General features: G+C 60.7%; 13 protein-coding genes and 1 pseudogene. 8 read left to right on the plus strand and 6 right to left on the minus strand.

All coding sequences use genetic code 11. From position 1 onward, the window contains the following. Positions 1–26: 26 nt before the first annotated feature. Both AXW79_RS12960 and AXW79_RS12965 read right to left on the minus strand, forming a co-directional pair. Positions 27–647, minus strand: a complete 621-nt coding sequence (locus AXW79_RS12960) for an acyl carrier protein phosphodiesterase (protein WP_005310129.1) — start codon at positions 645–647, stop codon at positions 27–29. Positions 648–789: 142 nt separating this feature from the next. After that, a complete protein-coding gene (locus tag AXW79_RS12965; protein WP_005310131.1) occupies positions 790–1,692 on the minus strand; it encodes a lysine exporter LysO family protein in 903 nt (300 codons plus the stop codon). Positions 1,693–2,223: 531 nt separating this feature from the next. Between AXW79_RS12965 and AXW79_RS12970 the strand changes: the two genes are divergently transcribed. The 5 genes from AXW79_RS12970 (at position 2,224) to AXW79_RS12990 (ending at position 6,496) form a co-directional block, all read left to right on the plus strand. Next, the gene (locus AXW79_RS12970; protein WP_005310133.1) at positions 2,224–2,994 is read left to right on the plus strand and encodes an ABC transporter ATP-binding protein; all 771 of its coding nucleotides are present in this window, start codon (positions 2,224–2,226) and stop codon (positions 2,992–2,994) included. Positions 2,995–3,043: 49 nt separating this feature from the next. Continuing rightward, positions 3,044–3,817, plus strand: coding sequence for an ABC transporter substrate-binding protein (locus AXW79_RS12975; protein ID WP_005310135.1), 774 nt, complete (start codon positions 3,044–3,046; stop codon positions 3,815–3,817). Positions 3,818–4,173: 356 nt separating this feature from the next. Then, positions 4,174–4,914 carry an ABC transporter permease gene (locus AXW79_RS12980; protein WP_005310137.1) on the plus strand — a complete coding sequence of 247 codons (741 nt, stop codon included), beginning with the start codon at positions 4,174–4,176 and terminating at the stop codon, positions 4,912–4,914. A gap of 3 nt (positions 4,915–4,917) precedes the next feature. Then, positions 4,918–5,610, plus strand: coding sequence for an ABC transporter permease (locus AXW79_RS12985; RefSeq protein ID WP_005310139.1), 693 nt, complete (start codon positions 4,918–4,920; stop codon positions 5,608–5,610). Between the two features lie 361 nt (positions 5,611–5,971). Then, entirely contained in the window at positions 5,972–6,496 is a 525-nt protein-coding gene (locus AXW79_RS12990; RefSeq protein WP_005310141.1) for an acyloxyacyl hydrolase, read from the plus strand. Between the two features lie 104 nt (positions 6,497–6,600). Here AXW79_RS12990 and AXW79_RS12995 read toward each other — a convergent pair whose 3' ends face one another. The 3 genes from AXW79_RS12995 to AXW79_RS13005 all read right to left on the minus strand — a co-directional run bounded on the left by AXW79_RS12995 (position 6,601) and on the right by AXW79_RS13005 (position 11,120). Continuing rightward, positions 6,601–7,242, minus strand: a complete 642-nt coding sequence (locus AXW79_RS12995; RefSeq protein ID WP_005310143.1) for an energy-coupling factor ABC transporter permease — start codon at positions 7,240–7,242, stop codon at positions 6,601–6,603. An 87-nt stretch (positions 7,243–7,329) separates the two neighbouring features. Next, complete coding sequence (pflA, locus tag AXW79_RS13000) at positions 7,330–8,115, minus strand: pyruvate formate lyase 1-activating protein (protein ID WP_005310145.1); 786 nt, start codon at positions 8,113–8,115, stop codon at positions 7,330–7,332. A gap of 65 nt (positions 8,116–8,180) precedes the next feature. Further along, positions 8,181–11,120: a sensor domain-containing phosphodiesterase gene (locus AXW79_RS13005; protein WP_005310147.1), complete on the minus strand. Its 2,940-nt coding sequence runs from the start codon at positions 11,118–11,120 to the stop codon at positions 8,181–8,183. A gap of 134 nt (positions 11,121–11,254) precedes the next feature. Between AXW79_RS13005 and AXW79_RS13010 the strand changes: the two are divergent. The 3 genes and pseudogenes from AXW79_RS13010 (at position 11,255) to pbpC (ending at position 20,366) form a co-directional block, all read left to right on the plus strand. Next, positions 11,255–12,944: pseudogene (locus AXW79_RS13010) on the plus strand (FAD-dependent oxidoreductase). A gap of 170 nt (positions 12,945–13,114) precedes the next feature. Next, complete coding sequence (locus AXW79_RS13015) at positions 13,115–18,004, plus strand: alpha-2-macroglobulin family protein (RefSeq protein WP_043143713.1); 4,890 nt, start codon at positions 13,115–13,117, stop codon at positions 18,002–18,004. Positions 18,005–18,011: 7 nt separating this feature from the next. Then, entirely contained in the window at positions 18,012–20,366 is a 2,355-nt protein-coding gene (gene pbpC, locus AXW79_RS13020) for a penicillin-binding protein 1C (protein WP_100224068.1), read from the plus strand. A gap of 73 nt (positions 20,367–20,439) precedes the next feature. Here pbpC and AXW79_RS13025 read toward each other — a convergent pair whose 3' ends face one another. After that, positions 20,440–21,387: a hypothetical protein gene (locus AXW79_RS13025; RefSeq protein WP_248845846.1), complete on the minus strand. Its 948-nt coding sequence runs from the start codon at positions 21,385–21,387 to the stop codon at positions 20,440–20,442. Position 21,388 lies beyond the last annotated feature (1 nt).

Genomic DNA, 21,388 nt, shown 5'->3' on the forward strand with positions numbered 1-21,388 from the left:
GCAAACCGGACCCAGGGTCCGGTTTTTTATGGCCGCAAGCCGGCGTGGCCGCCTGTCTCGCGATAGTGGGCGAGCTGCTGCTCGCTAAATGCCATCAGTTGGGGATAGAAGCGCAGAAAGCCCAGCTCGCAGGTATGCCAATCCATCTCATCCAGGGTGGTGAGGGCATCGCCGAGCAACACAGGGCGGCGCAGACGATGGCCTATGCCGTTGAGGGCCCGGCCCAGTCCCTCTTTGTGACGATAGGAGGCAATCCAGTTCTGCTCCGCCATCCGTTTCAGTGCCGCTGGCAAGCCGTCTGCCAGCAGCAGGTGATCTGCCAAGAGCTGGTCATAGCTGTGCTGCAAAAAGCGGGGCAGAGGCTCTGCGCAAAATTGTGGCCAGTGCACACTGAGCCAGTGGTCGTAGAGCATGTCCACCAGTATGCCGCCAAAGCGGCGCCAGGGCGCCTCAAAGCAGGCCACAGCTGCCCTGTGCTCCGGGTGTGCATCGGTGAAGGCATCAATCTTGCGATGCAGCCAGATCCCCTCGTCGAACTCGGGGGCGAGGGCGCTTGGCAGTGGTCCCTTGATAAAATCCCCCAGCAGATTGCCGGTGAGGGAACTTCGGGTATGGGCAGCCAGATGCAGATGAGCCAGATAATTCATGGGGCTAGGGTTGACCAGCAAATGAAAACTGAGGGTGAGCCTAGCTGATACGGCTCTGCTTGCCTACGGCTGGCGAACCGGCGGCAAGGGGTTGGCACAAAAAAGCCCGACACTCGGGTCGGGCGTGATGGGGTTGGCAGGTTTAAATGGCCAGGAAGCCCAGGATCAGGATGGGGCCGAGCAGGCTCAGGATAAAGCCGGAGACAATCGCCACAGGTACTACCTGGATGCCACCGGATTTCTGAATGACCGGCAGGGTGAAGTCCAGCGCAGTGGCGCCACCGTAGCCGATGGCGGCAGAGGGGTGGCGGTGCATCAACATGGGGATGATGAGAATGGCAATAAGCTCGCGACCCAGATCGTTGATAAAGGCGGCGGAGCCGAGCACAGGCCCCAGCTTGTCGGCCACCAGAATGCCCGACAGCGAATACCAGCCGAAGCTGGAGCTGATCGCCAAGCCATGACTGAATGGCATGCCGAGCAACTGGGCTGCCAGCAGGCTGCCCAGCCAGCTGCTGACGATGACGGTAAAGGCGATTTTCATGCCCCAGGGATTGAGCAGGATCTGGCGCAGTCGCATACCGGAGTTGCGCATCTGCACCCCGATCAGCAGCAGCAACAACATCAGGGCCCACTCACTCAACTTGTCGATGGGCAAGATCCGCAGATCCACCAGCAGCCCCAGCAGCACGCCCCCCAGCACCACGAAGCAGAGCTGAAGTGATTCCCACAGCAGGTGCCGCTTGCTCGGCATCTTGGCGTCACTTGCCTCATGGGTCGGCGGGCTGCGTTTGTCGAGCCACCAGAGCGCCAGCAGGTTGCAGAAGGTAATCGCGGCCAGCATGACACCGGCCACCTTGAAGATCACCGCCAGGTTGCTGCCCAGGTTCTCCACATAGGCGAGCCCCAGCCCCATCAGAAACAGGATGAGATAGACCATCTTGCCCAGCGACTGATTGACCAGCTTGATGAGCCGGGCGGAAGAGAGGGGGATCAGATAGCCGATTGCCAGCGGCAGCAGGATCAGCAATACATTGAGCAACATCGGGGCCTCGATCACAAAACTGATAAAAATGACACCTTATCACTACTTATTGGCTCTGTGTCACATATCTGTGAGTTTGGATGTTTCATCCGGGGCTTTTTTATTAAGTTGTTATGTTTTTGGTGCAAATCCATGCACTGATGTGGCGCAGTGGCTCGCCTTGGTGCAGCAGGAGAATCGACGAGTCAGCCCACTTTTCAACAAGATGCAAACATCCGCAGGGTGAATAAAGCTGCTTGGGCACGGTTATGACCATGATGCAGGAATTTTCTTGCCACCCTTGCGATGTGGGTATAAAAAGGCGGTGTTGCCGTACTGGTCTGGATAGGGTTTTATGCAGACAAAGTGCTGAAAAATACCGATTAGACCAATAAAAATACAGACAAAACACCAAAGACCACCGTTCTGTATTGTTTTTTGACTAGTCGAGTGATATTTTCGCTGAAGGTTGCCATCGGTTAACTTTTTGTTAAATGGACGATGACTGAGTCACGCCGTAGCGGCGTCTAGGGACAGACAAGGTTGTAATGGATGAGCGACGTTGCCGCACTGGAAGTTCGTGAACTGCACAAGTATTTCGGCACCCACGAAGTGCTCAAGGGCATCGACATGACCGCCCACAAGGGAGACGTGATCTCCCTGATCGGCTCCTCCGGCTCGGGGAAGTCGACCTTTCTTCGCTGTATCAATTTGCTGGAAACACCCTCTTCCGGCACGGTTTCGCTTCATGGCGAGCTTATCCGGATGAAAACCAACCGGGCTGGCGAGCGGCTGGCGGAGGATGTGCGTCAGGTGGAGCGTATCCGTAGCCGTCTGGCCATGGTGTTTCAAAGTTTCAACCTCTGGTCGCACATGACCATCATGCAGAACATCATCGAAGTACCTATCCAGGTGCTGAAGATCCCCCGTGCCGAAGCCATCGCCAAGGCGGAGCATCTGCTCAATCGGGTGGGCCTGTGGGAGCGCCGGGATTACTACCCGGGTCACCTCTCCGGCGGTCAGCAGCAGCGTGCGGCCATTGCCCGGGCGCTGGCGGTGGATCCCGAAGTGATGCTGTTTGACGAACCCACTTCGGCGCTCGATCCCGAGCTGGTGGGTGAGGTGCTCGGCCTGATGCGTGAGCTGGCCGAAGAGGGGCGCACCATGCTGGTGGTGACCCACGAGATGTCGTTTGCCCGTGATGTGTCGAACAAGGTAATGTTTTTGCATCAGGGGCGCGTGGAAGAGGAGGGCAACCCCAAGGAGATTTTCGCCCATCCCAAATCGGAACGGTTCAAGCAATTTATCTCTTCCATCTATTGATGGGCGGGATCCAACGTTAACAGTCGACGATTTTATCAAGGAGAGATACATGAACAAGCTGATGCTGGCGACTGCCATAGTGACTGCCCTGTCTTCCGGTAGCCTGATGGCCAAGGAGTGGAAAGAAGTGCGGATCGGGGTGGAAGGTGCTTACCCTCCCTTCTCCTGGACCGAGCCCAGTGGCGAAGTGAAAGGCTTTGACATCGATATCGCCAACGCCCTGTGCGCAGAGATGAAGGTGAAGTGCACCCTGGTCAAACAGGATTGGGACGGCATCATACCGGCGCTGCTGTCGCGCAAATATGACGCCATCATCGCCACCATGGACATCACGGAAGAGCGCAAGAAGAAGGTGGACTTCACCCAGAAGTACCAGCACATTCCGGCTCGCTTCGCCGCCAAGAAAGGCACTGACGTCCAACTCGACAAAGCCTTCATGGATGGCAAGGCCGTGGCGGTGCAACGCGCTACCTCCATGGATACCTACATCACCGACAACTTCCCCAACGCCACCATCAAGCGTTACGGCACCGCCGATGAAGCCTACCTCGATCTGAAATCCGGTCGTGTCGACTATGTGCTGGCCGATTCCGCTGCCATCACGGATGGTCTGCTGAAAAAAGAGGGCGGTGACGGCTTTGAATTCGTCGGCCCGAAACTGACCGATCCCAAGTGGTTTGGTGAGGGTGCCGGCATCGCCGTTCGCAAGGCTGACAAGGATCTGAAAGAGAAATTCAACACGGCGATCCTGGCCCTGCGCGCCAACGGCAAGTACAAGGAAATCAACGACAAGTACTTCGAGTTCGACGTTTACGGCGAATAAGCCGAGCGTCGTTTACGGCGCGTAAGAAGCAGAGACGTCTAAGGCGAATAACAACTGAAAGTCGTCTACGGCGGATCATCAAAACCCCCTCCTGGCCTCCCCTTCACAAGGGGGAGGCGTTGCAAACTTCCTCTCTTGTATGAAAGAGCCAGGAGGAGGCTTGGGGTCCTTGCGGTGCCGACGGCGAACCAGGAACGACAGGCTGACTCCCATCAGTCGTCATATCGGGCCCGTTATCTCCCGCAAGGAGTGATGGGCCTGCTTGATTGCAATGGAGCTGCATATGTGTGGTTTTAAAGAATATGGAGCCCCTGCTTGGGAGGGGCGAGCCCACTCAATGTGCAATGGAGCTGCATATGTTTGATTTGAAAGGATACGAAGCCTCCCTGCTGGAGGGCGCCTGGGTCACGCTGGAAGTGGCGCTGGCCTCGCTGCTGCTGGCGCTGCTGCTGGGGATGCTGGGGGCGCTCGCCAAACTGTCGCCCTACAAGTGGGCCAGGGGCATTGCGACCACTTACACCACCGTCATTCGCGGCATTCCCGATCTGGTGCTGATGATGCTGCTGTTCTTCGGCGGCCAGGTGCTGATCAACAGCGTCTGTACCTGGGTCAACGAGACCTACAACAACTTCTTGCTTGAGAGCAATCCCAATCAGGAGTGGGTCTCCCTGCTGCCTGATTACATCGATATCAGTCCGTTTGCAGCCGGGGTCGCCACCATAGGTTTCATCTTCGGTGCCTACATGACGGAGACATTCCGCGGCGCCATTCTGGCGGTGGACAAGGGGGAGCTGGAAGCCGCTCGCGCCTTTGGCATGCGGGCGACCCAGGTCTTTGTCCGGATCCTGTTTCCCCAGATGATGCGCCATGCCCTGCCGGGGTTTGGCAACAACTGGCTGGTACTGCTCAAGACCACGGCGCTGGTCTCCATCATCGGCCTTGATGACATGGTGCGCAAAGCGTCCCTGGCGGCAGGCTCGACCCAGTTGCCCTTCACCTTTTACATGGCGGTGGCCCTGATCTTCCTGATCTTCACTGCGGTTTCCACCTCGGCACTGAAGTGGGCCGAGCGTCACTACGCGATAAAGACGAGGTAAGCCATGGATTTCTCAATCATTCTCAAAGAGTGGCCTACCTACTGGCAGGGGCTTTACACCACAGTGCTGCTGGTGGCGGCATCCCTCATACTCGGTCTGGCGCTGGCGGTACCCATGGGGATACTGCGCAACAGTCGCAACTGGCTGATCAAGGGGCCGATCTGGGCCTATATCTACTTCTTTCGTGGCACCCCCTTGCTGGTACAGCTCTTTATCATCTACTACGGCGCGGCCCAGTGGGAGTGGCTGAAAAACAGCGCTGCCTGGACCCTGTTTGCCGAAGCTTGGTTCTGCGCTTTGCTGGCGTTCACCCTCAATACCGGCGCCTATACCGCAGAGATAGTGCGTGGCGCCGTGCTCAACATGCCCAAGGGGCAGATTGAAGCGGCCAACGCCTTTGGCATGAGCCGCTGGCAAACCCTCACCCGCATCATTTTGCCCAACTCGTTTCGCCGTGCGCTGCCCGCCTACAGCAACGAGGTGATCTTCATGCTGCAGGGCTCGGCGGTGGCTGGCATCATCACCATCGTCGACCTGACCGGCGCCGCGCGGATCATCAACTCCCGCTACTACAGCCCGTTCGAGGCCTTCCTGACCGCTGGCCTGCTCTACATGCTGCTTACTTTCGTCATCGTCTGGCTGTTCAAGAAGTGGGAAGCCCGCTGGCACGCCCACCTGCGTCCCCGCAGCCTGTAACGGTATATCTAGAGTTGTTGCTGGAAGGCTATGATCACTGAGGTCGTCAGATAAAAGACGCCACAACGGGATTCAGGCCTTCCAATATTTGATCAGTGATTTGCCATGACTTTGGTCAGCAACGAGATATTTCCCGATATAAATTGCCATAACCTAGGCCCCTCTCGCTGGTGTAGTTGGTGCCGAGCATGAAGGGGTTACCAACTATCCAGATAGCTTGTCAGCTTACATTCCTATGCTGGCAACACTGTGCCCAAACATGCATGGTTTATTGACAATCTCCACTGCGACTGACTATTCCTGAGATGTGCCCATTTGAGTTTTAGGGGGTACACCGGATAAAGAGGATGTAGGAGGGGACATGCGCGCTAACACACTCTTGCTCTCGGGACTGCTGGCTTCGTTGATAGCCAGCACCGGAGCCATCGCCAATGACAACATTGTTGCCCTGCAACTGGGCACACCATCCGAAAACGAGAAACTCAGCATCTTCACGGCAGACGCCAAATATCACCATATGTTCTGGCGCTGGGGGGATTCTGGCTGCCAGTTTGGTCTGGGTGTGCGTGGTGGCATGCTGAAGGCCGGGGATGAGCGCACTGCCAGATTGGGCACTGGGGCGCGCGCCGAATGTCTGTGGGGGAACTGGGTAGTGTGGTTGCCAGCGGAGGTGATTTGGCTGGCTGATCATGAGTTCGGCCATCGCGGCAATGGCTTCAAGGATTACGGCGGCCCTTTTCAGTTTGTCACCGGTATTGGTCTGGGGTATGCGATCACCAAGAACTGGCTGATTGGCTATCAGTATGAGCACATGTCCAACGCCAACATGTATGAGCAAAACCCCGGCCTGGATACCCATACTTTGCATATCGAATACCGCTTCTAAGCTCTCCTCCTCTTGTTGCCCTGCCCCTGCTCGTCAGGGGCTTTTGCTGTCCGTGGGGGAGAGCTGAGTCGCGGGCAGGTTGGCCACAAGCATGGCGTACGCGCTTAGCGCCCCAGGTATTCCCGATCGAAGAAGGTGTTGACCCAGTGGGGGCGGTAGACGGCGAGCAAGGTCATGGTCATGCCGTTGAGCAGGGCTTCGGGGAAGAGCAGCAGCGGCCAGATGGAGAGGTAGTCGGCGCTGATGGTATGCCACGGATAGGCGCCGCTCATCCCCATCAGCAGGGCGCTGGCGATCATCTTGACCGAGATGCTCAGCGCTCCGCCAAAAAAGGCGACCACGAACAGATAGACGAACAGATGGCGGGGCATCCAGGCCCAGCTCGCCAGGAACAGCAGCCAACTGGTGGCCACTGGCAGGGCGATGCCAATCAGTGCCTGCCAGCCGAAATCGGCGAGGGAGGCAACCCCGAAGTAGCCCAGAACAAGCAGTGTCAGGCAGGGAGCAAGCAGGGCCAGACGCCACCCCAGCAGCAGGGTCAGGCTGGTGAGGCCGAGAAAGTGCACTTCCAGCCCTTCATGCAGGCCGGCGCGCAAGGTCCAGAGCGGGACCAGCACGATAGCGCCGCCAAGGCAGAGGTGCTGATAGAGGGGTTGATTAAGCAGGGTACGCAGCAGGGTGCCACGCAGGCTGAATATCAGCAGCAATACCCAGAGCAGGAGGGCGGCCGCTTGTCCTTCACTCATGGCATTTCCTTGTCATGTGATGGCGTGCAGTGATGCAGTATCAATATCATCAGGGCTGGCGTATTCCTTGCCAGCCCTGATGAGGCATCAGTATTTGACGTTGTTGTGGTACTTGGCGAGTATGCCCTGAACTCTGTCCATGGTCTCCTTGCTGGGCGGCTTGATCCCGGTCAGATCATAGTTTTCACCCAGAACGTCCCACTTGTGCTTGCCCAGCTCGTGATAGGGCAGCAGTTCCACCTTCTCGACACTATCCCCCAGTTCGGCGATGAACTGGCCCAGTCCCTCTGCGCTCTCGTCATCGTCTGACCAGGTCGGCACCACCACGTAGCGGATCCACATTGTCTTGCCTTTGGCGGCGAGATAACGGGCGAACTCCAGGGTGTACTTGTTGCTGACGTGGGTCAGCGGGATGTGCTTCTCGTCATTGATCTGCTTGATGTCGAGCAGCACCAGATCCGTGTTGTCGAGCACCTTGTCGAGCTGTTCGTCGTAGTGACGCACAAAGCCATTGGTATCGAGGCAGGTGTGAACACCCTTCTCCTTGCAGGCGGCAAACAGTTCGGCGATAAAGTTTTGTTGCAGCATGGCTTCGCCACCGGAGGCGGTGACACCACCACCCGAGGCATTCATGAAGTGGCGATAGCTGGTGATGTCGCTCATCAACTCCGGCACTGTCACTTCGCGGCCACCCTGGGTATCCCAGGTATCCCGATTGTGGCAGTACTTGCAGCGCATCAGACAGCCTTGCATGAATACGATAAATCGTATTCCGGGGCCATCAACGGTGCCGCAGGTTTCAACGGAATGGATCCGGCCAATGACACCGGATTCACTGGTTTCAACGGCAGGGATCTGATTACTGACAGACATAGACGACTCCAACGATTCGAGCAGGCCGTGATTTTATTACATAAATCCCTATAAATCCTACCTGTTTAGCCCGACTGGGCCGCGCCGAGCAGGCTCTCCAGGGCTTTTACCGTCAGCGGTCGACTGGTCAGGAAGCCTTGATAATGCTGGCATCCCAAGGTTTTGAGGATGGCGAGCTGCTCCTCATCTTCCACCCCTTCGGCGGTGACGGTAAAGCGGAAAACCTTGGCCAGATCCAGGATGGCCTTGACGATGGCCTTGTCCTGTTCGCTGTGAACCAGGGTTTGAATGAAGCTTCGGTCGAGCTTCACTTCGTCCGCCGGCAGATCCCGCAGATAGGCCAGCGACGAGTAGCCGGTGCCGAAATCATCGATGGAGAGCAGTATGCCGAGCTCCTTGAGCTGCCGCATGCGGGCTATGCTCTCCAGCCGGTTTTCCAGCACCACGGATTCGGTCACTTCCAGCAGCAGGCGGGAAGGGGGCACCCCTGTGTCGCGCAGTATGTATTCCACCTGCTGCACGAAGCCTGCGGTGTGGAACTGGCGGGCGCTGACGTTGACCGACAGATGGGGAATGGCAAAGCCGCGATTGAGCCAGAAGCTGTACTGGGCACAGGCGGTCTTCATCACCCAGTAACCTATGTCCTGGATGAGACTGGTCTCTTCGGCGATGGGAATGAACTCGGCCGGTGGCACCATGGTGCCGTCGCTGCGCTGCCAGCGCAGCAGTGCCTCTATGCCGGACAAGCTGCCATTGTCGACCCTGTATTGCGGCTGATAGTGCAGTTGCAGCTCATGGTGGCGCAGGGCATCGCGCAGCTGGTTGTTGATGGTGAGCTTGCTCTTCTCTTTCTCGGCCATGGCCTCGCTGAAGAAGACATAGTTGCCCTGACCGGCCCGCTTGGCCATGTGGGTGGCGGTGTCGGCCTGCTGCATCAGCACCAGATGATCCTGGTCTTCGCTGGAAAACAGGCTGATCCCCACAGACGCGCTGCAATGGAGTTTGTGATCCTCGATGTCGAACGGGGTGCGAAACAGCCCCATCAGCTCGCGGGCGAAGTGCTCGGCCAGGATCTTGGCAGTGACATAACCCTGACCCAGGGCGGTGAACAGCAGGGCAAATTCATCCCCCGAGATGCGGGCCAGCACCAGGTTGTCCTGAGGCAGTCCCTTGAGCCGCTCGACCACGGCTTGCAGCAGCTGATCGCCACAGGCATGGCCGAGGGAGTCGTTGATCGACTTGAAGTTGTCCAGATCCACCAGCAGCAAGGCGCCCCATTGACCGTTCGGTGCCTGCAGGGTGCATTGCATTATGTTGTTGAGGCTGCGCCTGTTGTAGAGGCCGCACAGATCGTCGTAATAGGCGAGCTGCTCTATGTGGCGGGCAGCGTCTTTTTCCTTGGTGATGTCGTAGAAGCTGCAGACGTAGTGACTGAATTCGCCGAGTTCATCCTTGACCCCGCTCACCATGAGACGCACCGGGAACAGATGCCCATCCTTGTGCAGGCAGCGCTCCTCGCCCATCCAGAACTCCTGCTCATCGATGGCCCGTCTGACATCCTCTTTCAGGTGATCGCCATAATAGGTCGGTCTAAGCCTGACAATATGCTGGCCGATCATCTCATCGTTGCCAAACCCCGTGATGCGGCCAAAGGAGTGATTGACCTTGAGAATGATCCCCTGGTGATCCATGACCAGCAGGCCGTCGTGGGTGTTGAAGGCCACTTCAGCCAGGCGCAGGGCATCGTCGGCGGCGAGCCGCTGCAATTCGATGGCGGCCCGTTCGTGCTGACTGCTGAGGGCATCGAGCAAGGGCATGGGATCGGCCAGTGGCGTGTCGAGCAGCAAGGTGAGCTGTCCCATGGGGGCGCCGCTCGGACCGTGCAACGGCACGCCGACATAGGCCTTGGCATTGAGGGCCAGCAACTGGGTGGCCAGGGGATAACGCAGGGGCAGGTCTTCCACATAGAGGGCCTGACCGTGCTGGAACAACTCCTGGGCGGGGCCGGGATCCAGCTGTATGGGTTTGAGGATGGAGAAGGTTTCTCCTTCCAGCACGCAGCGCGGAATGATCCAGAGCTCCTGGCCTCGCGGCTGGTATTCGCCGACCCAGCCGATGCGGGCACCACTCATGGTGACGGCCCAGTTTACCAAAGCACGGCAATAGGCGATGCCGGTCAACAGGGTCAGCTCGCCGGGCAAGGCCAACACAGGATTGATGATGGGTTCAGGCTCTGGCTGCCAGTGGCCGAGCAATTGGGCGCTGTGGCGCACCAGTTGCAGCATCTCTTCGCTCAGCACGGTGGCGCTGAGGTACTCAAGGCTCAGCACGCCGATGAGTTTTTCCTGCTCCAGCAGGGCGCCATCGAGGCGCGAGCTCACCCCCGCATTGGCCAGATAGTAGTGCTGGCTCAACATGGGCTGGTGGGCCGCCTCGGAAAAACTCAAGGATTTGCGGGTGCGCAAGGCACGAATGTAGCGACTGTCACCGCGAATGGCCGAAAGCCCCTCGGCGCCGAGGGCAAAGACTGGGGTCAGCTGTTCGCTGCCGAGGGAGCCATTGGCCTGATAGTGCCAGAGGATCAGGCGATCGGCCCCCAGGCTCTCCTTGAGGGCCTCCAGCATGGCGACGAACTGTTGCTGGCTGGCCATCTGGCTCAGGCGTGGCAGCTGCAAGGCGAGATCGGCGATGGGCTCCTGGCGCTGGGTCTGCAGGCAGATAAGCCAGAAGGCATCCTGTGCATGGGAGAGAGCGATATGCCACTGCTGTCCGGCGAAGCGCAGCATCAGCTTGCCCCCCTGACCCTTGGCAAGGGCTTGCTCTATGGGCAGTCGCAGGGCATCCGGCAGTTGGGCCGGCCAGGCACTTCTCGGTTCATCCAGCCAATGAAGCGGGGTTTGCATCACATCGGTCAGGGCGACCAGCCGTTGGCTGCGCACATCCAGACGAAAGAACAGCGGTGTCTGGCTGGCAGGAGGAAGGTGACTGAGCGCGGTAGACGACATGAACTGATAACATCCTGTTGAACAACTGTCGGGTGGCAAGAATACTGCAAAACCGGTGCAAACAAAATTTCATTGAAATCTAAATTAGAAATTGCTAATTTAGTGGCAATTTGTTGTTCACCGGAGTCTTGCTGATGAAACGGATCCTGATTGTAGGCGGTGTGGCTGGCGGCGCCTCTGCGGCGGCCAGAGCTCGCCGTCTGAGCGAAGAGGCCGAGATAGTGGTATTCGAGCGTGGCGAGTTTGTCAGCTTCGCCAACTGCGGTCTGCCTTACCACATAGGGGGGGACATACAGGATAGAGATGCCCTGCTGTTGCAGACGCCCCAGAGCTTCAAGCGCCGTTTCAATGTGGATGTGCGAGTCTTTCACGATGTGATCGAGAATAGACAAGGCTGGCAAGACCCTGCTAGTCCGTAATCTGCAAACCGGTGAAGAGCGGCGAGAGCCTTACGATCAACTGCTGCTGAGCCCGGGGGCCGCGCCAATCCGTCCTCCGTTCCCCGGCATCGACAGCCCGCATGTTTATACCCTGCGCAATATCCCTGACATGGATCGCATCCTTGCTGCTCTGCAGCATGATCATCCGCGCCATGTCACTGTGGTCGGTGGCGGCTTTATCGGGTTGGAGATGATGGAGGCACTGCATCAGCGCAAGCTGGAAGTCACCTTGCTGGAGCTCTCCGATCAGGTGATGGCGCCGGTGGATAAAGAGATGGCCAATATGCTCCACGCCCGTATCCGGGAAGAGGGCATAGATCTGCGGCTGCGCACCGGTCTTGCCGCCATCGAAAGTCTGGATGTGCTGGCGGAGAAAACCGCCGCCGTGGCGAGTGCCACGCGCAGTGGCTTGCGTCTGACCCTGAGTGATGGCTCACATCTTGAAACCGGCCTGTTGATCCTGGCCATCGGCGTCAAGCCAGAAACCCTGCTCGCCGCAAAAGCGGGGCTGGAGTTGGGCCCGCGCGGCGGCATCAAGGTAGATGCCGGCATGCGCACCTCGGATCCCTTCATCCATGCGGTGGGGGATGCGGTGGAAGAGACAGATTTTGTGACCGGCGAATCCGTGCTGATCCCCCTGGCGGGGCCTGCCAACCGGCAAGGCCGCATCGCCGCCGACAACATGCTGGGGCGGGCCGAAACCTACAAGAAGACCCAGGGCACCGCCATCTGCAAGCTGTTCGATCTGGCGGTGGCCAGCACGGGCCTCAACGAGAAGCGCCTGGTGCAACTGGGCCTGCCGTTCGAGAAGGCTTATGTGCATCCGGGCAGCCACGCCAGTTACTACCCCGGGGCTCATCCGGTCAGCCTCAAGCTGCTGTTCGCCCCCGATGGCAAGATCTACGGTGCCCAGGCCATCGGCAAGGACGGGGTCGACAAGCGCATCGACGTGCTGGCGGTGGCCCAGCGCGCCGGGCTGACGGTGTTTGACTTGCAGGATCTGGAGCTCACCTATGCGCCGCCGTTCGGGTCGGCCAAGGATGTGATCAACATGGCGGGCTTTGTGGCGAGCAACCACTTGAAGGGGGATACCATCCTTTGCCACGCTGCTGAGGTGCAGGCTCGTCACCCCCATCAACAGGTGCTGGATGTGCGCAATGGCCCCGAACTCGACAAGCTGGGTCGCATCCCGGGTGCCCTGCACATTCCCCTCGATGAGCTGCGCGGTCGCCTGAATGAATTGCCCAGGGATAAGGAGCTGCTCATCAGCTGTCAGGTGGGCTTGCGTGGCCACGTGGCTTGCCGCCTGCTCAGCCAGCACGGCTTCAAGGTGAAGAACCTCTCCGGTGGTTTTAAAACCTGGCAGATGGCGGTGATGGACTAACCGACTCACCGCTGCCGTGAAACGCCGACCTCAGGGTCGGCTTTTTGTTATCTGTCTGGTGGCAATCTGTGCTCGACATTTTGCAATGAGTTTTGTGTCAAGCGAGTCGGATGTCTTATCCTGTTGCCTATCGCGCTGCTATGGCAGCGATCCAATCCGGGATGGAACCTATGCGCCCTTTCGACCCTCGCCCTGCTGCTCACCAATGTGCCCATGCTTTCGTCTCACCACTTAGGCGCCGTTGGTCAGCCCTGTTGCTCACAGGGCTGACCGGTCTGCTCTTGGCCGGTTGCGGCCAGGACAAGCCAGCGGCAACCGCCGATCAAGCGCCCGCGGCCCGGCAAGTTGCGGGGGTGCCAGACACTGTGGTGCAGGCCAATGCCCGCCAGTATCGGGATGCACCGGCGCTGGCACTGGTCTTCTCCGGCCCGCTGGCGCCCAAGTCCAATTGGCAAACCTGGCTCAGTGTGAGCGAGGGGGGGAAGCAGTTGCAGGGGGAGTGGGTCCTGGCCGAGGATGGCCGCACCCTCTACTTCCCGCAGGTAGCGCCCGACAAGAGTTACAAGGTGACCCTCAAAGCTGGGTTGGGGCCCGAGGCGCAGAGCTGGACCCTCAAGACCCGACCACTGGAGGCGGGAGCCTCCTTTGCAGCGAGCGGCATGGTACTGCCGCTGCGTCAGGAGCTGCGCCTGCCCATCAGCGCGGTCAACGTGGATGAGGTCAATATCGATTTCTTCCGGGTCGATGCTGAATATCTGCCACGCTTTCTGGCCGAATACAGACCCGGCGCCGGCATGGGTAACTGGGAGCTGGAGCAGATCACCAGCCGCGCCAAGCGGGTGTTCAGCGGCCGTTACGCCCTTGAGCTGGATCCCAATCGCCGCGAGACCCGCCTCATCAACGTCAAGGAACCGCAGCTGGCCGAGGCCGGTGTCTACTTTGCGGTCATGTTCCCCTTGGGCAACTACGACTGGCGCAAGGAGACCACCTATTTCGCGGTGAGCGACATGGGGCTCAGTGCCCGTCGCTATCGGGATCAGCTGGAGGTGTTTGTCAGCGCGCTCTCGAGCGCGGATCCCCTCAAGGAGGTACAACTCTCTTTGCTCGACGAGAAGGGCAACCGGCTGCTGGTGCAACAGACCGATCTGCGGGGGCATCGCCGCTTCGATCAGGTGCAGGGTGCGCGCCTGCTGCTGGCCGAGCAGGGCAAGCATCTGGCTGTGCTGCGCCTCGATGGCGCCGCGCTGGATCTCTCCGCCTTTGAATTGGGCACCCAGCCCTGGCAGGCCCAGCAGCTTTATCTGTTCAGCGGGCGTGATCTCTACCGCCCCGGCGAGCGGCTTGATAGTGAAATTTTGCTAAAAGGGCAGGATGGCCAGTTGCTGCCGGGCATGGCGGTGGAGCTGGAAGTGAAACAGCCGGATGGCCAACTGCTGGAGCAAAAACGTCTGCTGCCGGACAGCCTGGGCGCCGCCCATTACGGCCTGCGCCTGCCGGATGATGCGCCGCTCGGCCGCTGGACCATCACCCTGAAAACCGCCGCCGGCAGCCGCTTCGAGTGGCCCTTCCTGGTGGAAGAGTTCCTGCCGGAGCGGCTCAAGCTGCAACTCGGCAAGGGACCGGATGGTGAATTACTGAACCCGCAGGAGGCACTCACCTTGCCGTTGCAGGGGGATTATCTCTATGGCGCCCCGGCGAGCGCCACCAAGGCCAAGGCAGAGGTGAAGATAAGCCGCGCCACCATGCCCTTCAACCAGTGGCAGGAGTTTACGCTGGGGGATGTGCTGCTGACCGAGCAGGCCAGGGATCTGGAGCCTGTCACGCTCACCTTGGACAAGCAGGGGCATGGCGCATTTTCGCTGGTGGATCAACTTGCCAGCGTGGGGACTCTGGGGCCGCTGGAGGTGGCTTATCGTGTCTCTTTATCCGAGCCCGGTGGCAGGGCGGTCAATCGCAGCCGTACCCAGTACGGCTGGCCCACCGGTAGCCAGTGGCCTGCGCTCAAGGCCGATTTCGTGGCAGACAGAGTGGAGGGGGGCAAGACGCTGCCTTTCCAGATCCTCAACCTCGATGAGCAGGGCCAGCCGGTGGCAGGCGAGGTGAAGGTGCGTCTGGTCAACGAATACCGTGACTACTACTGGCACTACGCCGATGGCGAAGGGTGGAAGTACGAGTTCAACAGTCAGCCCTATCTGGAGCAGGAGCAGACACTGCAACTGGATGGCAAGGGGCCTACTACCCTCAGCTTGCCCTTGGCGGCGGGCTGGTATCGGTTGGAGGTGGAGAACAGCCAGGGCCATCAGTCCAGTCTGCGGGTCGAGATCGGCAGTTACGCCTGGGGTGGCGGTGGTGAGCAGGCGCGGCCTGACAAGATTGCCATCACCCTCGACAAACGCGCCTATCAGGCGGGTGACAAGGCGAAAGTGACTCTGGTTGCCCCCCGTGCGGGCAAGGGGCTCTTGCTGGTGGAGGATGGTGACGGCCTGCGCTGGTGGCAGCGTATAGAGCTGCGACCCGAAGGCGCTGGATTGGCAGAGGCGCGTGGCGAGTTCGAGATCCCCGTCAGCCCTGAGTGGCAGCGCCACGATCTGCATATCTCCGCCCAGATTGCCGCCCCTGACAGCGAATCAAAGCCGGTGAGCCAAAAGAGTGTGCAGAGCCTGCGCTCGGTCGGTTTGGTGCCGCTCGCGCTCGACCGGGAGGCCCGCCGTCTGCCGCTCACCTTGAGTGCGCCGGACAAGGCGGTGCCGCTCACTCGCCTCGAGGTGGCGGTGACCTCGACACCAAACAGCCAGGACCGGGTGGTACTGGCTGCGGTGGATAGGGGAGTGCTCAATATCAGCGACTACCAACCCCTCGATCCGTTCGAGATCTTCTTTGGCCGCAAGCGCTTCGCGCAAGACTTGTTCGACAACTACGGTCAGGTGATACCGCCGCAGGATGGCAAGCTGGCTCGCCTCAACTACGGCGGTGATGCGCCAGCCCTGAAGAAGGGAGGGGCGCTGGAGAGCCGGGTCGAGGTGGCGGCGCTCTGGAGCGGCGAGGTGAGTTTCGACGAGAGTGGCAAGGCGGTGATCCCGCTTGATCTGCCCAACTTCAACGGCGAGCTGGCGCTGATGGCGCTGGCCTGGAACGAGCAGCAGGTGGGTCAGGCCGAGCGTGCCGTCAAAGTCGTGGCGCCGCTGGTGGCCGAGATAGGCTGGCCGCGTTTTGGGGCCAGAGGGGATGAGACCCGTGCCCTGGTGCAACTGCGCAACATGAGTGGTGAAGATCAGAGCCTGTCGCTGACCTGGACCCTGAGCGGTGGCTTGCAGGCGAGGGGCGCGCTGCCCGAGACGCTGGCGCTGAAAAACGGCGAGGAGCGCTGGCTGACCCTGCCGCTCACAGTGACCGGGGCGAGCGGTGTGGCTCGCCTGCAACTGGCTGCCAGCGGCAAGGATTTTGCGGTAAACCGCGAATGGTCGCTGCCGCTGCGATCCCCCTGGCCAGCCCAGACGCGCCAGCGCTATCAGATGCTGGCACCCAACCAGCAGATGAGCTTTGCCCAGAGCGAGCTGGCCGGGCTGGATCCCGCCAATCTGCAAGGGCTGCTCAGCCTCTCCGGCACTCCTCCCTGGGATCCGACCGGCCAGTGGCAAGCGCTTGCCCAGTACCCCTACGCCTGTCTGGAGCAGACCCTGTCTCGCGCCTGGCCTTACTTGCTGACAACGGCTGATGAGCGTGCTGCCTGGTCAAACAATCTGCCAAACGTGGACAAGCCGGTGAGCGAGGCGGACCTGCAGCGCGCCCTGCTGCAACGGTTGCAACGACTGCAATTGCCCGGCGGCGGCTTTGGTCTGTGGGATGGCCGCTCCGATGAGGAGCAGTGGCTCACCGCCTATGCGGCCGACTACCTGCTGACAAGAAAAGAGGCCGGTGATGCCGTGCCCGAGGCCATGTTGAGTCAGGCCATCAGCCGTTTGCAGAGCTATCTCGGCGACAGCCAGTATGGGGAGCGCTGGAGCAGTGCCCCCGAACACAGCCGGCTGGCTTATCAGGCTTACAGTGCCTTCGTACTGGCGCGAGTAGGCAAGGCGCCACTTTCCACCTTGCGCCTCATCTGGGAGCAGCAGGCGGATCATGCCCGCTCCGGTTTGCCGCTGTTGCACCTCTCGCTGGCGCTTTCCGCCATGGGGGATGAGCAGACTGCTGCCAAGGCTTTGACTCGGGCATTGGCGACTCCGCGCGGCGATGACTATCTGGCCGATTACGGTTCGCCCCTGCGCGATGGGGCGTTGGAGCTCGCCTTGCTGCGCCAGCACAAGCTGGCCGAGGATCGCTGGCCCGAGCTTAGCGCCAAGGTGGCAGACACCCTGGCCCATCGCCAGTGGCTAAGCACTCAGGAGCGGCTGGCCCTGTTGCGGTTGGCACAGGTCGATCCTGCGGCTGACTGGCAGGCCAGGGTAGCGTCAATCAGTGGCGGCCAGGCCGTTGCCGGTAAAAACAGTGCGCAGATCGGTGCCCCCGAGGCCCTGGCGGCCACTGGCGTGACCAACGAGGGCAAGGGATCCCTCTATGTGCAGCGCACCCTGGTAGGCTATCCCGAGCAGGCCCCCGTACGTATCAGCCAGGGCATGAGCGTGACCCGCAGCTGGTTCAATGCCGATGGTAAGCAGCTTGATCCTGCCAAGGTCAAGGTGGGCGATTTTGTGGTGGTGCGGCTCAATGTGAGCAGCGAGCAGACGGTGCCCGATGCTTTGCTGGTGGAGATGCTGCCGGCGGGATTTGAGCTGGAAAACCCGGCCCTTGGCACCAGCATCAAGCTCGAGGAACTCAGTATCGAGGGCAAGCCTGCGTGGCAGAGCGAATGGAACGACTACCTCAAACATCAGGAGTTTAGAGACGATCGTTACACGGCCGCGCTGGATCTGAGCGAGGGGGGCAATCAGCAACTGGTCTATCTGATGCGAGCAGTGACCCCGGGTCGCTATCAGGTGCCGCCGACCCAGGTGGAAGACATGTATCGACCCGAACTGCGGGCGGTGGGCCAGGATATCCATGAGGTGACCATTTCTGAGTAATTCGCCTTTGCAGGACGAGGCGCGTCCAGCCGGTTTTTGGTCGCGTGCTCGCCAGTGGTTGCATCAGGGCCGGCTTGCTTTGCCAGGTTTGCCTCGCTGGCTGCGGCTGACGGGGTTGGGAATGGGGGCTCTCATTCTGGTGTTGCTGGTGCTGGATCGCGCCTTCCCGCCGCCACCGCTGGATCCCGCCTATGCGCGGGTGGTGCTCGATATGAAGGGGCGGCCGCTGCGCGCCTTTGCCGATACCAGCGGGGTGTGGCGCTATCCGGTGACCCTGGAGCAGGTCTCTCCCCGTTACATAGAGGCATTGTTCGGCTACGAGGATCGCCATTTCTGGCGCCATCCCGGGGTCAACCCTGTGGCCATGGTGCGCGGGGTCTGGCAGTGGCTGCGTTACGGGCGGGCGGTATCGGGGGGCTCTACCCTTACCATGCAGGTGGCCCGCCTGATCGAGCCCTATCACAGGAGCGTACCCGGCAAGCTGCGCCAGATGGCGCGGGCGCTGCAACTGGAGTGGCACTACGACAAGCGCACCCTGCTCACCGTTTATCTCAATCGGGCCCCCTTTGGTGGCAATCTGGAAGGGGTACAGGCGGCCAGCTTTGCCTATCTGGGCAAGAGTGCGGCCAAGCTCACTCATGCCGAGGCCGCCCTGCTGGCGGTGCTGCCGCAGGCCCCCAGTCGTTACCGACCCGATCGCCATCCGGATCGTGCCCGCGCCGCCCGTGACAAGGTGATGCAGCGGCTGGTCAAGCAGGGCGCCTGGCCAGATGCCGTGTGGCGTGAAGGGCGAATAGAACCTGTGCTGGCGCGCGGTCACTTCACTCCCATGGAGGCGCCGCTGTTTGCCCGTCTCGCCGCAGACAGCCAGCCGGGCGCCCTGGTGCATACCACCATAGACGGCGATCTGCAGCGCTGGCTGGAGGCGCGGGTGGCGACTTATATCCGTCGTTTCCCGGAACAGACCTCCGCCGCCCTGCTGCTGGTGGATAACCAGACCATGGCGGTGCGCGCCTACGTGGGCAGCGCCGAGTATGGCAATCTGCGCCGTCATGGCTACCTCGACATGGTGCAGGCGATCCGCTCACCCGGCTCCACCCTCAAGCCGTTTATCTATGGTCTGGCCCTCGATGCTGGCCTGGTTCATTCGGCCTCCCTGCTCTCCGATGCACCCAGATTGGGATCGGACTATCGACCCGCCAATTTTACCGGCGCCTTTCAGGGGCCTGTCACCCTGACCCGGGCGTTGCAGCAATCCCTCAACGTCCCCGCCGTGCAGGTGCTGGAGGCCCTGGGGCCCGATACTCTGGTCAATCGACTGGATAACGCCGGGGTCAGGCTGGCCCTCTCCGACAAGCCCAATCCGGCCATTGCGCTGGGGGCGGCCGGCGTCAGGCTTGAACAGCTGGTGGCGCTCTATAGCTCCCTCACCCGGCAGGGGCAGGTGGCGATGCCGGTCTGGCTGGCGGGGCAACAGGCGGTATCGCGCCCCTTGCTGAGCCCCGGGGCCGCTTGGATCACCTGGCAAATTTTAAGCTCGCAGGGGCGTGCTGATCAGCCCTTTGCCAGCGAGGCGACCGGCCGGGTCAACCGGCTGGCCTGGAAGACGGGCACCAGCTATGGCTATCGGGACAGCTGGGCGCTGGGAGTCTCCGGCCGCTGGACCCTGGGGGTCTGGCTGGGGCGGCCCGATGGCACCCCCTTGCCCGGTTTTTATGGCCAGAGCGCGGCTGTGCCGCTGCTGCTCTCCGTCTATTCGCGACTGGGGGACAACAGCCCCCTGCCAGCGCAGCCCAATACGGTGAGCGAGGCCGAGATCTGCTGGCCACTGGGGCGGCGGGTGAGTGCCACCCTGCCTGAGGCCTGCTTGCAGCATCAGAGCGCCTGGCTGCTGGATGAGCAGGATCCCCCTACCTTGCCAGACCCCATGGATTGGCCTTCCCCCCTGCGCCAGGTGGCACTGACCAGTCAGGGCAAGCCGACGCTGACCCGTTGTGACGATGCCAGCCAATCTGTCTGGCGGGCGCTGTGGCCCTTGTCGCTGGAGCCCTGGCGCGCGCCTGGCGAGCGGCGCAAGGCGCTGCTCGCCAGCGGTTGTGAGGGAGAGGCACAGGAGGCGGATCTGCAGGCTCCCATTCGCATCGTCGCCCTGGGGGAGGGCAACCTTATCCGTAGCCAGCGCTATCGCCTGCAACCCAGGGTGCTGGGTGGTGTGGGCAAGCCATTCTGGTTTCTCAATGGCCAGCGTCTGCGCTGGGATGGGGATCAGGTGTTGAGCAAGGCAGGCCGCTACCAGCTGGTGGTGGTCGACGAGGCGGGCAACAGCGACAGGGTGGAGTTTCGGTTGGAGAATCCCTCCTGAAGAGGGGGATCCTCCTGATTTGGCCGGGCAGCGCGCCGGAATATTGGCGCCGCCTTATATCATCACGGCGGACTCAGGATTTGACCTGGCCCAGTCGGGTGAAGAAGTGCTGGCTCTTGCGCTGGTGAAAATGGCTCTTCTTGATGGGATGGAAGATGAGGTTGCTAGCCGGGTGGCTTGCCTTGAGCTGATGGATCATCGCCATGGCGGGCAATGAACAGCTGATCAGGGTGGTGAGCGGCAGGCTGTGGGTCGCTGGCCCCAGCAGCTGATTGAGCCCTTGCTGCGCCAGCTCGAAACGGGTCAGGGCTGCTGGCTCGGCATAGCCGCTGCCCAGCATGGTGAGCATGGCATCGAGGGCCTGATGGAACTCGGCCAGTTGCTGGCGAAAGCCGCTGCGGGCGCGCAGTGCAATCAATTCATCGAAGGAGATTTCGCTCAGGTGAGTGGGCACTCGCAATGGTATCTCGAGGTGGAAGCAATCCTGGCCGCCCCGATTGTGGTAGCGGGATTCGAGCAGGTGCAGCAGCCTGTCCAGATAGTCGTGATCCGTGATGAGCGCCCCCTCATTGGCGAGTGCCCATTCACGGGCGAGGCGCATGGAGAGCAGATTGGCAAAGCGCCGCGCCATCTTGATCCCTCCCTCATCCTGGCTGGCAAAGCCGTGGGCGAGGCAAAAGCCGTGCAGCCGCTCAAGACCGGCCTGTGTCGGGCAAAAGCAGTCGTGATTGGCGCTTTGACGCCAGCGAGTGATGAGATCTCTGTTGCCAAATACCTTGTGGCGGGCAAAGTCGGGCGCAACAAGACCGCCGAGCTGACTCTCCAGCTGAGGGGTGATATCTGCAAAGAAAGCTGGCTCGGGCCGCTCTGCCAGCAGGTCGGTTCGCTGCTCCAGCGTACTTAGCAAAGTGGTGAGGCCGCTTTTCTCACTGATGGTGAAGACGAAGGCGAGCCGCTCCAGATAGAGCAGGGCAAACTTGAGCCAGAGCTCGTCACGTACCTCCATGCCGGGGTAGTAGATG

The organism is Aeromonas salmonicida subsp. salmonicida (genome assembly GCF_001643305.1).
Taxonomy (GTDB): Bacteria; Pseudomonadota; Gammaproteobacteria; order Enterobacterales; family Aeromonadaceae; genus Aeromonas; species Aeromonas salmonicida.